Source organism: Enterococcus sp. AMC2644, assembly GCF_058216475.1.
Map to the genome: position 1 here is coordinate 792,501 of NZ_CM177095.1, position 14,079 is coordinate 806,579.

The following is a 14,079-nucleotide window of genomic DNA, read 5'->3' on the forward strand; positions in this document are numbered from 1 at the left end:
GCGGGCCCCCGTCAATTCCTTTGAGTTTCAACCTTGCGGTCGTACTCCCCAGGCGGAGTGCTTAATGCGTTTGCTGCAGCACTGAAGGGCGGAAACCCTCCAACACTTAGCACTCATCGTTTACGGCGTGGACTACCAGGGTATCTAATCCTGTTCGCTCCCCACGCTTTCGAGCCTCAGCGTCAGTTACAGACCAGAGAGCCGCCTTCGCCACTGGTGTTCCTCCATATATCTACGCATTTCACCGCTACACATGGAATTCCACTCTCCTCTTCTGCACTCAAGTCTCCCAGTTTCCAATGACCCTCCCCGGTTAAGCCGGGGGCTTTCACATCAGACTTAAGAAACCGCCTGCGCTCGCTTTACGCCCAATAAATCCGGACAACGCTTGCCACCTACGTATTACCGCGGCTGCTGGCACGTAGTTAGCCGTGGCTTTCTGGTTAGATACCGTCAAGGGATGAACATTCTCTTCTCATCCTTGTTCTTCTCTAACAACAGAGTTTTACGATCCGAAAACCTTCTTCACTCACGCGGCGTTGCTCGGTCAGACTTTCGTCCATTGCCGAAGATTCCCTACTGCTGCCTCCCGTAGGAGTCTGGGCCGTGTCTCAGTCCCAGTGTGGCCGATCACCCTCTCAGGTCGGCTATGCATCGTTGCCTTGGTGAGCCGTTACCTCACCAACTAGCTAATGCACCGCGGGTCCATCCATCAGTGACGCAAAAGCGCCTTTCAGCTTTCTCTCATGCGAGAAAAAGCATTATGCGGTATTAGCACCTGTTTCCAAGTGTTATCCCCCTCTGATGGGCAGGTTACCCACGTGTTACTCACCCGTTCGCCACTCCTCTTTTCCAGTGAACCGAAGTTCGGCGGAAAAGAAGCGTTCGACTTGCATGTATTAGGCACGCCGCCAGCGTTCGTCCTGAGCCAGGATCAAACTCTCATAAAAAATTTGAAACAATCTTTCGATTGTTAAGCTCAATAAAAAATTTAACTTTGCTAGCTATTGCTTGCTTGTTGTATAACTTCTATCTAATAGAAGTGTCCTACACAATTGGTTCGTTTGCTTGCTTTGTTCAGTTTTCAAAGGTCTACTTTTTGCTGCGTTAGCAACTTTTATATAATATCACTTCGACAATCGAATGTCAACTATATTTTAAAAGTTTTTTTATTGAAGTATTTAACTTCTTCACAGCGACTTTATAATATTAACAAATGAATTGTTATTTGTCAACAGAATTTTTTAGTTATTTTGTTGTGATTACAACGTTTATAACCTCTTCAATTTTGACGACTTCGTTATAATATCATCTGTCATTTACTTCGTCAACTCTTTTTTTAAAAAAATTTCAAAAGTTTTGTTTGTTGTTTGTCATTCAATCAACGTTGATTAATTTATCACGTTTTAGCTACAGCGTCAACTAAAAAAAGAACAGACTTTCGAGTTAAAATACGACTCATTTATACATTTGTTCGCATTTTAACTCGAATAAGGTTCATACTATGTGTTATCCATTTTTATAAACATGAAATTCGAACATTCTACTACTATCCATCCTAAAAATATCGGTAAAAAAAAGCCGAAAATCGGCTTCAAATCATTTATTTTTAGAAAAAAGGCATCCCATCAATATCATAGTCTTGAATAATTTGACGAAAATCTTTTGCCTCTCTCCAAGCATATTTTTCTGGTAAAGAATTACTTTGATCTTTTTCTTGTGTTTCAAACACAAACAGCGGAATGCTCATATTATCTGCATAACCATTCGTTAATTCTACTAACTCAATGCAGGAAATATCAAGGTGTACTGTTTCTTTCAATAACTGTAAGATATTCGCTAATCCTGTACGTTCTTCTGAAAAATCTGTAGATGCTAATTCTAAATTCTCATCAACCATGCGCATCAAAAATTTCTTCGAGCCATCTTCCAAATGAAGCATGACTGTTCCGGCAACTCTTTTGTTTTTCAACATACTCACCTCGATCGGTATTCTCTTCTATTCCTATATGATAACACAATTTATCAACAGATACAGTTGATTTTCAGCATTTTTCTGAAGAAAGCATTTCCATCGCTTCTTTCATCCAAAGTGGTAATTGCTCATCAATGGTTCGAAAACCAATACGCTTATTTTTATTCGTGAAGTAGCGTTTTTTTCGATGACCTGTGTGTACAAATTTCGTTTCTAAGGTGCGTCGTGATAAACTAATTTTCTTTGTATATTCATCAATATCAATCACTTGTACATTTACTGAGTCACCTATTTGTAGGACTTCATGAATGTTTTTTGTAAAACCTGACTGTATTTCTGACACATGAATCAGCCCTTGTGTTTCGTCATCTAATGAAACGAATGCACCATATGGTTGAATTCCGGTCACTGTTCCTTCTAAAATATCCCCAATTTTATATGTCATATCGTTCCCTCTCTTCGCATCTTTTATTATACTATAACTAATAAAAAAATGAAGCAGAGAATCACTAGCTTTTATGGAGGGAAATTTATTATGAATCGATTCGATACAGTCATTCCAAGAAAAAACACCAATAGTGTCAAATGGGATACACCTGAAAAAAAATATAAAAAAGAAGATTTACTTCCATTATGGATTGCCGATATGGATTTTCCTGTCTTGCCTGCTATACAAACTGCACTTCAAGAATACATTCATCACGGAATTTTAGGTTATGCAACATTTCCTGAAAAACTATACGAAGCAATAATCGATTGGCAAGCAAATCAACATCAGTATACCCTACAAAAAGAAGAGATCCTCTTTCATAGCGGTGTCGTACCAAGTATCGCCTTAGCGATCCAAGCTTTCACCAAACCCAATGATGCTATTTTAATTCATGATCCTGTATATCCGCCTTTCGCCAATGTAATCAAAGCCAATCAACGAAGACTTGTTCGTAATCAATTGATTAGTCATCAGCAATTTAAAATTGATTTTGAAGCTTTTGAAAAACTAATTATAAAAGAGAATGTTCAACTATTTATCCTATGTAATCCTCACAACCCTGGTGGACGAGTGTGGAGTCAAGAGGAACTATACAAAATTGGAATTATTTGTCAAAAGCATCGTGTCCTTGTAATTAGTGATGAAATCCATCAAGATATTGTTTTTGCTCCTCATATATTTACAACTTATCATAATGTTGATTCAACATTCATGGACCATTCAATTATATTAACTTCAGCAACAAAGACATTCAATTTAGCTGGAATTAAACAATCCATGGTTTTTATTAAAAACCCCGACTTACGTCATAAGTTTAAAACGCTACAGCAACAACTTTATCAAAATGAAGTGAATACATTTGGCATGCTAGGAACACAAGCAGCCTTTCAACATGGCGAAGATTGGTTAATCGAATTACTAACTTATATAGAAGGAAATATACAATTTACTTTAAATTTTTTAGATCAACATCTGCCAAAAATCAACTATATGAAGCCAGAAGCGACTTATCTATTATGGCTTGATTTTTCAGCCTATCACTTAACAAATAGCCAGCTAAATAAAAAAATGATTGAAGAAGCCGGTGTTGTGTTAAATTCTGGTATTACATTTGGCTCAATGGGTAATCAACACATGCGCTTAAATGTTGCTTGCCCAAGAAGCATCTTAGAAGAAGGACTGCAACGAATTGCTCAGGTATTTTAAATATAAGCTAAAAAAAATCCGAATGGTCCTCTGCTTTATTTCTAGCAAGAGGAGACCATTCGGATTTCAGCTTATCCTTTAAAAGGTTATTCACTGATTTCGATTGTTTCAATAACTACATCATGGACAGGACGATCTTGGGGGCCACGTTGAACATTGCCAATTTCATCAACAACATCCATGCCTTCTGTTACTTGACCAAATACTGTATGACGGAAATCTAACCAAGGTGTACCACCTTTTTTATAGACATCAACAATTTCTGCTGGGTAACCAGCACTTTCCATTTGTCCAATCATATTTGCAGGTACGTTTTGGTTGGTTACGATAAAGAATTGACTACCGTTTGTATTTGGCCCAGCATTTGCCATTGATAAGGCACCACGTAAATTGAACAATTCTTGTGAGAATTCATCTTCAAAACTTGAACCATAGATACTTTCACCACCCATACCAGTGCCGGTTGGATCGCCACCTTGAATCATAAAATCAGGAATAACACGGTGGAAAATAATGCCATCATAGTAACCTTTTTTGGCTAATTCAACAAAATTTTCAACAGTTTTTGGTGCGTGTTCTGGGAATAATTGAATTGTAATATCCCCACGGTTTGTTTTAACGAGTGCGTTAACACCCTTTTGATTTGCTAAGTCTAATTGTGGAAATTGAGACAAATAAATCTCCTCCTTACGGTTTGATAGTCTAATAATAGCAGAAAAAAATAAAAATGCCACGCACAATATTCTTTGTTATAATGGTAATTACAAAAACAATGTTCAGTTTACAAAGGAGCTTATACTGATGAATATTTACGATATTACAATTGTAGGCGCAGGTCCGGCCGGGATGTTTGCTGCCTTTTATGCCGGTATGCGGAATGCCAAAACAAAAATTATTGATACCTTACCACAGCTTGGTGGACAACTTGCAACATTATATCCTGAAAAATATATTTATGATATTCCAGGGTACCCTAAAGTGAAAGCTGGTGAGTTAGTGCAAAAGTTAGAAAAACAACTCACTACGTTTAATCAACGGTATTGTTTAGAAGAACAAGTCTTAAAAATTGAACGCCTAGAAGATGGTATTATTGAATTAACAACAAATAAACGCACACACTATTCTCGTGCCGTTATTTTAGCCCTAGGAAACGGATCGTTTCAACCACGAAAATTAACGGTTCCTAATGCTGAAAATTTTGAAAATTATGGTGTGGATTATTATGTGCCTGACTTAATGAAATATGCAGGAAAAAAAGTAGCGATTGCTGGTGGTGGTGATTCAGCCATTGATTGGGCTTTAATGCTCGCACCAATCGCTGCAGAAGTGTCGCTTATCCATCGTCGCTCAGAGTTTCGAGCACATGAATATAGCGTGAATCAATTAAAACAATCATCAGTCAACATTATGACACCTTATATCATTAAGGAAGTAGCTGGTGAACGTATGCTTGAAGAAATTTCTCTTCAAGCGCCAAAAAGCGAAGAAACAGTACGTCTATCAGTCGATTATTTAATTGTTAATTATGGCTTCACTTCTTCTTTGAACTTAAAAGACTGGGGTCTCACTAGTTCTCGACAAGGAATTCCTGTCCGTTCTGACATGCGTAGTTCGATGGAAGGTGTCTATTGTTGTGGAGATATTACTTTGTACGATGGCAAAGTGAACTTGATTGCCACAGGATTTGGCGAAGCACCGACAGCAGTAAACAATGCTCTGCATTACATTAATCCAAAAAATCGGACGCAACCTGCCCATAGCACTAGCCTTTTCCAAGAATAAGCAAAAGAGGAAAGTTCAAACAGAACTTTCCTCTTTTTATCTACAAGTAATCTTCATAGCTTGCAACTATTTTTTTCACTAAAAAGAGCAGTTTTTCTGGCGTCTCAGCAGCTAGGTACTCGCCTGCAAAAAGCCAAAAAAGCTTTTGATTTACGCTCATAAGTAGGAACCCATCTAGTCTCTTCTTCCATTGAAAAAATGATTCCATCACTATTTGACTACCTTTCTGCTCAATTCGTTTCAGAAAAATCAACAAGAGAAAACGTCACTTCCCTGCTTTTCTTTATTTGATTCCAGTCGTGCAATAGTATAACATAAAGGAATAACATACTCGAAAAGCTAATAGGAGGTTTTTTATGGTCTTACAAACAAGTGACTTGGAACAAAAAGCTCGCCAATTATTAGGTGATCGCGGTGTTTCCATTGTTGACATCGCGAATTTAGTCATGCATCTTCAAAAAAAATATTTGCCTAATCTCACCTTGGAAGAATGTGTGGATAGCGTCAATTCTGTTTTAACTAAACGAGAAGTCCACAATGCGATTTTAACAGGCATTCAATTAGATATTTTAGCTGAAGAAGACAAATTGCTTCAACCTTTACAAGAGATTGTTGCTGAAGATGAAGGCTTGTACGGCATTGATGAAATTCTTGCGCTATCAATTGTAAATGTATATGGTTCTATTGGTTTCACTAATTATGGATATATCGATAAAGTAAAACCAGGAATTTTAGCCGAGCTTAATAGCCATGAAGGTCCACGTGTGCATACCTTTTTAGATGATATTGTTGGTGCAATTGCGGCATCTGCTGCGAGCCGTATAGCTCATCAATATCCAGATAAAGCACATGATATTACTCAATAAAAAGAAGTTCGCATGATTTAGTTGTGCGAACTCCTTTTTATTTCTATTTGACCTAATATAAACGGTATTAAGAAAAAAATCTCTATCAAAATAAAAAATAGAACAAAACAATACATAAAGAATTGTTCTGGTAGTACATTAATAATCGGGTCTGTCACTGGATTAAATAACCAATCATCATTACTAAAAAACAACTCATGAAATTTAGTGAAAAAAGTATCGAAACCAACCATCATAAAAAAGCCAAAAACGATTGGTACAATCATCCCCATTTTTGTTGGTAATAGCAAGCGCCAAAAACGACGATGTTTTTGGAGATAGCGGAAAAACATCCCCGTCGGAATAATCGAAACTGCTAAAACGCTGTAATTTAATAGAAATAACTTTTTCACATCATAAAAATGCCCCGCTCCTGCTTCAGACATCGGAAAGTCCGGTAATGCCAAGGTTTGATTCCATGGATTATTTAAAAAATTTAATAGTAAGCGATAATTATCCAACAATTCATTTTTAGACAAACTTGTATAGTTTAATACTTGAAATTGATCGACAGACCAACTATATAAAGGCTGGAAATTAATCGTTACTGTGATTGCTAAACTAATGGCTGTTAAGAAGAAAGATACCATTCCTAATCGCTCAATCCATTGCCATTTTTTATTCATCATCAAAGTCCCATTCATCCAAACTATCCAAAACATACGTAGGTGCAACTGGTAAAGTAGGAACTGCTGCTTTCGGCGTAAAACCCGACAACACTAATAAACTATCCATGCCATTATTAATTCCTGAACGAATGTCTGTTTCGTAATTATCCCCTACCATAATGACTTCTTCTTTTGTTAAACCAATATGTTCCAAAGCTTTTTCCATAATTATCGCTTCTGGTTTACCAATAAAAATTGGTCGAACACGTGTCGCCGTTTCTAATAAACTAATTAAAGCACCTGCTCCTGGGAGCAAGCCACGCTCAGTTGGAATATTTTTGTCAGGATTTGTCCCAATAAATGTCGCACCATTTTGAATTGCTAAAGTGGCAATCGTTAATTTTTCATAAGTAACCTGAGAATCTAAACCAACCACGACATAATCCGGATTTTTTTCATCCCATTCAAAACCAGCTGATAAAATCAAGTCGATTAAACCTGTTTCACCCACAACATAGACTTTATTACCTTTTTTGTCATCATGCATATAATCAATAGTTGCTAGGCTAGCCGTATAAATCTTTTCAGACTCCACATGAATATCAAATTCATTCGCCAAACGATGAGCTACTGTCTCAGGCGTTTTTGTTGTATTATTTGTAACGAATAGAAAAGGTAAGTTGCGGCGTTGCAATTCTTCGACGAAACGTTTTCCCGCAGGAATTGGTGCACTCCCCAAGTAAATCGTGCCATCTAAGTCAATTAAGTATCCTTTATAAGTCATTTATTCTTCTCTCTTTCGAATCGTAAAACTTTTTTTATCTTTCACTTGCTTCTGTTTTTCTGGTTTTTCTTTTGGTTGACGAGTTTTAATTATTGTTTTCGCCTTATTTGTGACAACCTCTTTCTTTTCAGAAATATGTGCTTGCGGAGGTGTTTGGCGTTTTTTTCGCCGACGACTGTTCACTTTATCTCGTTTACCACCTACACGCTGAATCACAAAGTAGGCACATCCAAAGTTACAATACTCGTATAAATAATCTTCTAACATATCGATACGCTGATCGGGTAGAGCTTTGCGATTTGAAACTTCAAAGAATCCCTTTAAACGTAGCTGTTCATAACCCCAATCACCAACGACATAATCATAACGCGCTAATACTTCACTATAACGTTCGCCTAAGCGTTGGGCATCGAAACCTTCACGATAATTCATCACTAATTTATATTGACGATTACCAATCATAAATTCTGTATCGCTGATTGGTAAAACAAGTTCGCCTTTTTTGGGTTGTTCTTTTTCAGTTGTTTCAACAATTTCTTCTAAAACTGCTGTCATTTCATCAGTAATATTCGCTTTTTCTTTGGTCATTTTTTCACCACCTATTCATCATTATACCTTCTTTTAGATAATGTGTGTAGTCCGTCAATTATTTTCTTCCAATGCGGCTAAAGAGTACGTCTGTGCAAGATGATTTCCTAAAACAGTACGAATAAATTCTGGAAATAAAAACTCGTATTTGCCAGCAATTTCAATTGTTGGGATAAAGGGAACAAACATCAGATGATCCACTGTTGTCAATGAATATTCTTTTTCAGATTCTAATGGTTTTCCTTTCCATAAAACAGTATGGTTTGCTGCATCATACGTCAATCCATCATAGATAATTTCACCAAAAATTTTCCCACGAAATCCCATTCCCACAATTGGATAATTACGCAAAAATAGGCGGTTTTTTTCAATTTCTAGCACCATTCGAATGACATCTCTCCCTAATAAAGTAACCCGAATCAAGCGCATCGGATGAGGCAAAATCATATGCAGTTGTTCTTGATTAACCAACCCTTCTGGTAATTCATCTAAGAATAAACCTGTATTTAAAAGGGCAACTTCTGTTTTTCCCCGTTTACGTACAGCAGTTAGTGTTTCACGAACTAATGAATAATCATCATAAGGATTAAGCGTTAAATCATAGGGTAACCAGGCTACTTTATTAGCAGCTAATAATTTTTGACCTTGCTCCATATAACTAAAAATCTCTTCATTATCCTCCGAAAACTCCAACATTTCGGCAGTTGAATAGGTTTGGGCGGTCGTTTTTAAAATGTGGTGGTTGTCATCTAAAAAAAGCGTCACCTCGCCTACATAATAGCCAAATTTACCAGCTGCTGCTAATTGAGTGCCATTTACTCGCTCGCCATCAACAAATAAGTGGTGCGTGTGTGAGCCTAAAATTACATCAATTTCTGGTAGTTCTTCAGCAATCAAATAATCGTCGGCAATTCCTAAATGGCTTAACAAGACGATAACATCGACTTGTTGACGCAGTTGTTGAACTAAATCCGGTAAGATATCCATCCATTGGCGGATATCCCAACCATTTGGTGTATAAGTTAATGGAAACGGTGCAGTTACACCAATCAAACCAATTTTTGTTCCATGTTGGCTAGTTATAATTTTATAAGAACTTGCCCAATCAGGTAATTGCAACGTTTGTTTATCAAAAAGATTGGCTAAGACAATATCGAAATTTGCTTCATTATATAATTGATTTAAAATGGCTTTGGCATTGCCAATCCCTTCATTGTTTCCAATGGTAACAGCATCATAATGAACTTGATTCATTAAGGCAATATTTGCTTGCCCTTCACTTGCTTCTGTCAACGGATGCCACCGATCGGAAAAATCCCCTAAATCAACGGTTAGCACAGATTCATCTTCTGCGCTTTTTTGATGCTCTTGAATAAAGCGACGAATTTTAGGCCAATTCTCAAAATGTGAATGCAAATCATTCGTATGTAAGATTCTAATTTTTTCCATTTCGTTCCCTCTATCCTCAGTAATTGTTTCTAGTCTCAGTTTACCAAAAAAAGAAAGATTCTAACAAGGATTCTTTTTGAACGATAAAAAAAGCTCAAAGAAGTTCCTTTGAGCTTCGCTAATGTTTACTGGCGTTTAGTCCAGTCGAAAACATTTTGACGAATATATTCTAAATCTTTCATTGATAAAAGGGGACTAATCTGAATTCCTGCCACATTTTCCTCTGTTGTAATGATAATATCTACTAGTGTTTCTTCAAATACAACGGTTGCACTGTTTTTTAAATAATTACTAATTTGTAACTGCATATGAAGAATTGTTTCATTAGGTAAACTGGACAGCATTTTCATACGAACCACTGGAAACAGTGATTCTGAATCAGCGAATTGATAGCAAAGTAAAAAATAGGCTTGTTTAAATGATTCGTTAGAAAATTCAGCTGGTTCAGCTAGCCACTCTTGCCATAACCGCTCAAATTTTTTGTTTAACAAAGGCGGATGTTTACAAATCGCTGTTTGTTCGATGGCTGTCAAAAATAAACATTCAATGCCCAAGCACTTCCCTAAATAGTAGCGATACATTTGTTTTGCAAAATTTTGTTTTTCTGAAACTGTTAGTTTACGAAAATGTTTTTCAAACAAATTAACGCTAAAACGTGTTATTTCTGTTGCTTGTGACTCATAAAGTTTTTCAAAATCCCAGCGTGGCTCAATTGTTAACAACGATAATACAAATACCACAGTCAAAACATATTCCCAGTCTTTTGGAGTTATAGCACTCGCAGGTAAAACTAAATCAAAGCTTTCAAGCTCAAGATTCTGTTCTAAAACATTGTTTTGCTTAATTGCTTGCAAATTGACAAACAACCACAAAGCAATAACTTCTACATTCAACTGTTCTTCTGAAAAACAAGCCCAAGTCACGCGTTTTGCTAAAAAAAGATACTCTGTACTATCAATCCAAGAAACGCGAGAAATTCCCCGATGTGTCATTCTTAAAAAAGCAAAAAGTAAAAAACGAATTTGAGATTCTTTTCCCACAATGGTAACATTTTTCCCGATTTTTAAAACGACCTGATACCCACTAAAAAAATGATTTATTCGATCAATATGGCGTCGAAGTGTAGACAAACTAATTTGATGTTCTTTACAAAATTCTTCGGCTGAAAAAGCTCGTTCTAAAATTAATTGTTTAAATAAATGATAATTCATTGTTTCAGATATTATTTTTTCGAAAATTCGATTAAAATTTACACCATTACGTACTAAATACACTCCATAATGACGATTGATTTCTAGACGCATTTCTTCTTTATCATAGCAACTGTCCAATTGTTCTGCTAATTCTTTAACTACTTTTAGTAATGTTTGAATGGTAACTTTATTTAAATCTTTAGCCATTTTTTGGCTACTAACTGGTTTTGTTTGTTGTTCTAAGTAAAATAAAATATCCCGTTTTAATAAGACATCTTTTGATAATCCAAACACCGTCACTCCTCCTATCTCCTGTACTTACCAGTGATAAATACGTTAATTTCCCCTTTTATCTTTATTCTTTTTTTGGAAATTATATATAGTATATTGTGTTTAAATTAGAAACGTCAATACACTCGATAGTTCTTTTAGAAACATATGTATCCTTTTGCGTAACGATATTTTTCAAAGCACAAAAAAAGACCTAGGAGCATATCCTAGGTCCTCTCAACTCTATGTACAGGCACATGAGAATCACTGCTTAGTGCTGCTTCCTTCCAGATCTGACACGCTTCACAATATTCCCATTGCCCAAAAAATAGTATAACGTATTTTTTACTATTTGACTAGTTCTTTTTTTCTTTTTTTGCTTGTTTTTTTAAACGACGCAATTCACGGAAAAAATCCGTTAATAATTGACCACAGGCTTCAGCTAAAATTCCTGATTCCACATAACTCCAATGATTAAAACGTTCATCTTCCAATAAATTTAACAAACTACCAGCCGTCCCACCTTTAGGATCAAATGCACCAAAGTAAACTTCTTCCACTCGAGATAACAACAATGCTCCGCTACACATCGGGCATGGTTCTAAGGTAACAAATAATTGAGCATTCTCTAAACGCCAACTGCCCATTTTTTCACAGGCTTGTTGAATTGCAATCATTTCCGCATGTGCTGTGGCATTCTGTGTTGTCTCTCTTAAATTGTGTCCTCGTCCAATGATTTCTCCGTCTAATACAACGACTGCTCCGATTGGTACCTCTCGCATCGTTTCTGCTTTTTTAGCTTCTAAAATTGCTTCTTTCATAAAGCATTCTTTTTGTTCTTGTGTTAAAGAACTTATCTTCATTCATTTCACCTCGACTCACTTTAGCATGGAAAAAAGAAAAAGCAAATAAAAAAACTACCCCTAGTTATTAGAGGTAGCTTATGGATTAGAATTTACTTTCTACAAAGTTAGAAATTTTGTCTTTGACGTTACCTGTTGCATCTTTAACATTATGACCATATTCTACGATTTGGTCACGGCCGTTATTGACTTTTTTAGCTACTTTCATAAATGAATCGATGTCTTTGTCTTCTAAATTGTCAACAAAACCTAATAACGTTTCATTTCCATTAAATTTGTCATCGACAAAACGTTTTACTTTACGTCGGTTAGACATAGAATGTACCTTGCCAATTATTTTTTCTGATACAACTGCAGCAGTTGCGATTCCTGCAATTGCTGCTACGCTTAATCCTATTGTTACTTTTGTTGATGTTTTCATAATACGACATCTCCTTCTTCTTTTTTACTATGATAACACGTTGAGAAATAGAAAAACAGTAATATGAATAGCTTCTACTTGTTACGGCATCGCTTTCAATAACGAAACAGATTATTGCTTCATTGCTTTTTCCACACTTTTAGTAATAAGTGGTTGCGAAATTTTTCCGTCCCAAAATTTAATAAATGGTCCTGTTAAAAAGGCATTGATGAACGTTCCTATACCGATAGGGCCTTTGAAAAAAAAGCCAATTAGAGCAAAACTGACATCTTGGACCATCCGTACTTTTTTATAGTCCCAACCAGTTTTATCCACAATTGTTGGCGCAATAGAATCGTAAGGGGCAGCACCCACATTCGCTGACATATAAAAAGATGCGCCAAAAGTAAAAAATAAAACACCCACAACTAAACAAATCACTTGTTCCACTAGTCCGTTTGCCATTATTTTTAAATAGGCAAAAAGCGCAGTATACATATCAATAAAAAAACCCGTCAACACCATATTAATGACTGTTCCTGTCCCTATATATTTACGACCAAACAAAAAAATGAGAATTAAAATAACTATGTTCACTCCAAGTTGGTAAACGCCTAACGACAAACCAAAAAGTTGACCTAAAGCAATGTTGGCACTGGTAAACGGATCTAAACCGACGTTTCCAATTTTCATAATAGTTACTCCAAAAGCCAAAATCAAAACTCCAATTAGAGCATAAATAGAACGAATGATAATTTCTTTGATATTCATGTTTTTCATAGTGAGCTCCTTTAAGCAACAAACATGTGCTAGTTTCATAAGAAAATCCTTCTTACTGCAGTTGCATAAGAAGGATCATAATTAATCTCGATTGTTATTACCAAAAATTAAAACAAGACGAAGCAATTGTAAAAAGGTACTAACTGCGGCAGCAACATAGGTCAATGCTGCTGCGGTCAATACTTTGCGTGCCATCGGAACTTCTGCTTCCGTTAAAAGCCCACCTTCACTTAAAATATTCAATGCACGACGTGATGCATCAAATTCTACTGGTAAAGTGACTAATTGAAACACTAATGCCATTGAAAAAGCAATTAATCCCAGATTCACTAATACTGGACCTTGTAATAACGCTCCAATTAAAATTAATGGAATCGAAATACTTGAACCAATGTTAGCCACAGGTACAATCGCTGCTCTTAAACGCAAAGGGAAATAACTTTGCGCATCCTGTACAGCATGTCCACATTCGTGAGCTGCAACGCCAATCGCTGCTACTGAAGTTGATTGTGCCGTAGCCTGCGATAAGCTTAATATTTTTGTTCCAGAATTATAATTGTCTGTCAGATTACCTGCAATTCCTTGGACTCCTACGTTATGAATCTGTTGGTTTTGCAAGATAAATTGTGCTGCTTGGGTACCAGTCACATTATTTTGACTGCGTATTTTGTCATATTTGCGAAAGGTGCTATTTACATAAGCTGAAGCTGCCATTGATAGTGCCATTCCAATAATGACTAAGATAAATGTTGGATCAAAAAACATTCCATAACCGGGCATCTCAGA

The 14,079-nt window shown here is 36.3% G+C and carries 15 protein-coding genes, 1 rRNA gene and 1 other RNA gene (1 of these 17 cut by a window edge); 3 read left to right on the top strand and 14 right to left on the bottom strand.

The window, feature by feature from the left end; translation table 11 throughout:
* The 3 genes from AC4BC5_RS03895 to AC4BC5_RS03905 form a co-directional block, all read right to left on the bottom strand.
* Positions 1-950: ribosomal RNA gene (locus AC4BC5_RS03895) — 16S ribosomal RNA — on the bottom strand; it reaches 608 nt to the left of the window's first position.
* A gap of 659 nt (positions 951-1,609) precedes the next feature.
* Complete coding sequence (locus AC4BC5_RS03900; protein WP_490496867.1) at positions 1,610-1,975, bottom strand: hypothetical protein; 366 nt, start codon at positions 1,973-1,975, stop codon at positions 1,610-1,612.
* A 70-nt stretch (positions 1,976-2,045) separates the two neighbouring features.
* Positions 2,046-2,420, bottom strand: coding sequence for a CvfD/Ygs/GSP13 family RNA-binding post-transcriptional regulator (locus AC4BC5_RS03905; RefSeq protein WP_490496868.1), 375 nt, complete (start codon positions 2,418-2,420; stop codon positions 2,046-2,048).
* Between the two features lie 90 nt (positions 2,421-2,510).
* Here AC4BC5_RS03905 and AC4BC5_RS03910 point away from each other — a divergent pair, with 90 nt between their 5' ends.
* Positions 2,511-3,671 carry a MalY/PatB family protein gene (locus AC4BC5_RS03910; protein ID WP_490496869.1) on the top strand — a complete coding sequence of 387 codons (1,161 nt, stop codon included), beginning with the start codon at positions 2,511-2,513 and terminating at the stop codon, positions 3,669-3,671.
* Between the two features lie 86 nt (positions 3,672-3,757).
* On the opposite strand, the gene AC4BC5_RS03915 is transcribed toward AC4BC5_RS03910, so the two are convergent.
* Positions 3,758-4,345, bottom strand: a complete 588-nt coding sequence (locus AC4BC5_RS03915) for a peptidylprolyl isomerase (RefSeq protein WP_490496870.1) — start codon at positions 4,343-4,345, stop codon at positions 3,758-3,760.
* 127 nt (positions 4,346-4,472) lie between these two features.
* On the opposite strand from AC4BC5_RS03915, the gene AC4BC5_RS03920 reads away from it, so the two are divergent.
* Complete coding sequence (locus AC4BC5_RS03920; protein ID WP_490496871.1) at positions 4,473-5,453, top strand: NAD(P)/FAD-dependent oxidoreductase; 981 nt, start codon at positions 4,473-4,475, stop codon at positions 5,451-5,453.
* A 356-nt stretch (positions 5,454-5,809) separates the two neighbouring features.
* Positions 5,810-6,319: a phosphatidylglycerophosphatase A family protein gene (locus AC4BC5_RS03925; RefSeq protein ID WP_490496872.1), complete on the top strand. Its 510-nt coding sequence runs from the start codon at positions 5,810-5,812 to the stop codon at positions 6,317-6,319.
* Between the two features lie 17 nt (positions 6,320-6,336).
* Here the strand turns inward: AC4BC5_RS03925 and AC4BC5_RS03930 are convergent, their stop codons facing one another.
* The 10 genes from AC4BC5_RS03930 to AC4BC5_RS03975 form a co-directional block, all read right to left on the bottom strand.
* A complete protein-coding gene (locus AC4BC5_RS03930; RefSeq protein ID WP_490496873.1) occupies positions 6,337-6,987 on the bottom strand; it encodes a TIGR01906 family membrane protein in 651 nt (216 codons plus the stop codon).
* Complete coding sequence (locus AC4BC5_RS03935; protein WP_490496874.1) at positions 6,977-7,750, bottom strand: TIGR01457 family HAD-type hydrolase; 774 nt, start codon at positions 7,748-7,750, stop codon at positions 6,977-6,979. The genes AC4BC5_RS03930 and AC4BC5_RS03935 overlap by 11 nt, the downstream gene beginning before the upstream one ends.
* Positions 7,751-8,338, bottom strand: coding sequence for a YutD family protein (locus tag AC4BC5_RS03940; RefSeq protein ID WP_490496875.1), 588 nt, complete (start codon positions 8,336-8,338; stop codon positions 7,751-7,753).
* 54 nt (positions 8,339-8,392) lie between these two features.
* Entirely contained in the window at positions 8,393-9,787 is a 1,395-nt protein-coding gene (locus tag AC4BC5_RS03945) for a bifunctional metallophosphatase/5'-nucleotidase (protein ID WP_490496876.1), read from the bottom strand.
* A 125-nt stretch (positions 9,788-9,912) separates the two neighbouring features.
* Positions 9,913-11,274 carry a helix-turn-helix domain-containing protein gene (locus AC4BC5_RS03950; protein ID WP_490496877.1) on the bottom strand — a complete coding sequence of 454 codons (1,362 nt, stop codon included), beginning with the start codon at positions 11,272-11,274 and terminating at the stop codon, positions 9,913-9,915.
* Between the two features lie 211 nt (positions 11,275-11,485).
* Positions 11,486-11,584: signal recognition particle sRNA small type (ffs, locus tag AC4BC5_RS03955), an RNA gene on the bottom strand.
* Between the two features lie 22 nt (positions 11,585-11,606).
* The gene (tadA, locus tag AC4BC5_RS03960; RefSeq protein ID WP_490496878.1) at positions 11,607-12,113 is read right to left on the bottom strand and encodes a tRNA adenosine(34) deaminase TadA; all 507 of its coding nucleotides are present in this window, start codon (positions 12,111-12,113) and stop codon (positions 11,607-11,609) included.
* 85 nt (positions 12,114-12,198) lie between these two features.
* On the bottom strand, positions 12,199-12,534 hold the full coding sequence (locus AC4BC5_RS03965) for a hypothetical protein (protein ID WP_490496879.1): 336 nt from the start codon (positions 12,532-12,534) through the stop codon (positions 12,199-12,201).
* A gap of 111 nt (positions 12,535-12,645) precedes the next feature.
* Positions 12,646-13,293, bottom strand: coding sequence for a YczE/YyaS/YitT family protein (locus AC4BC5_RS03970; protein WP_490496880.1), 648 nt, complete (start codon positions 13,291-13,293; stop codon positions 12,646-12,648).
* Between the two features lie 81 nt (positions 13,294-13,374).
* On the bottom strand, positions 13,375-14,073 hold the full coding sequence (locus tag AC4BC5_RS03975) for a zinc metallopeptidase (protein ID WP_490496881.1): 699 nt from the start codon (positions 14,071-14,073) through the stop codon (positions 13,375-13,377).
* Positions 14,074-14,079 lie beyond the last annotated feature (6 nt).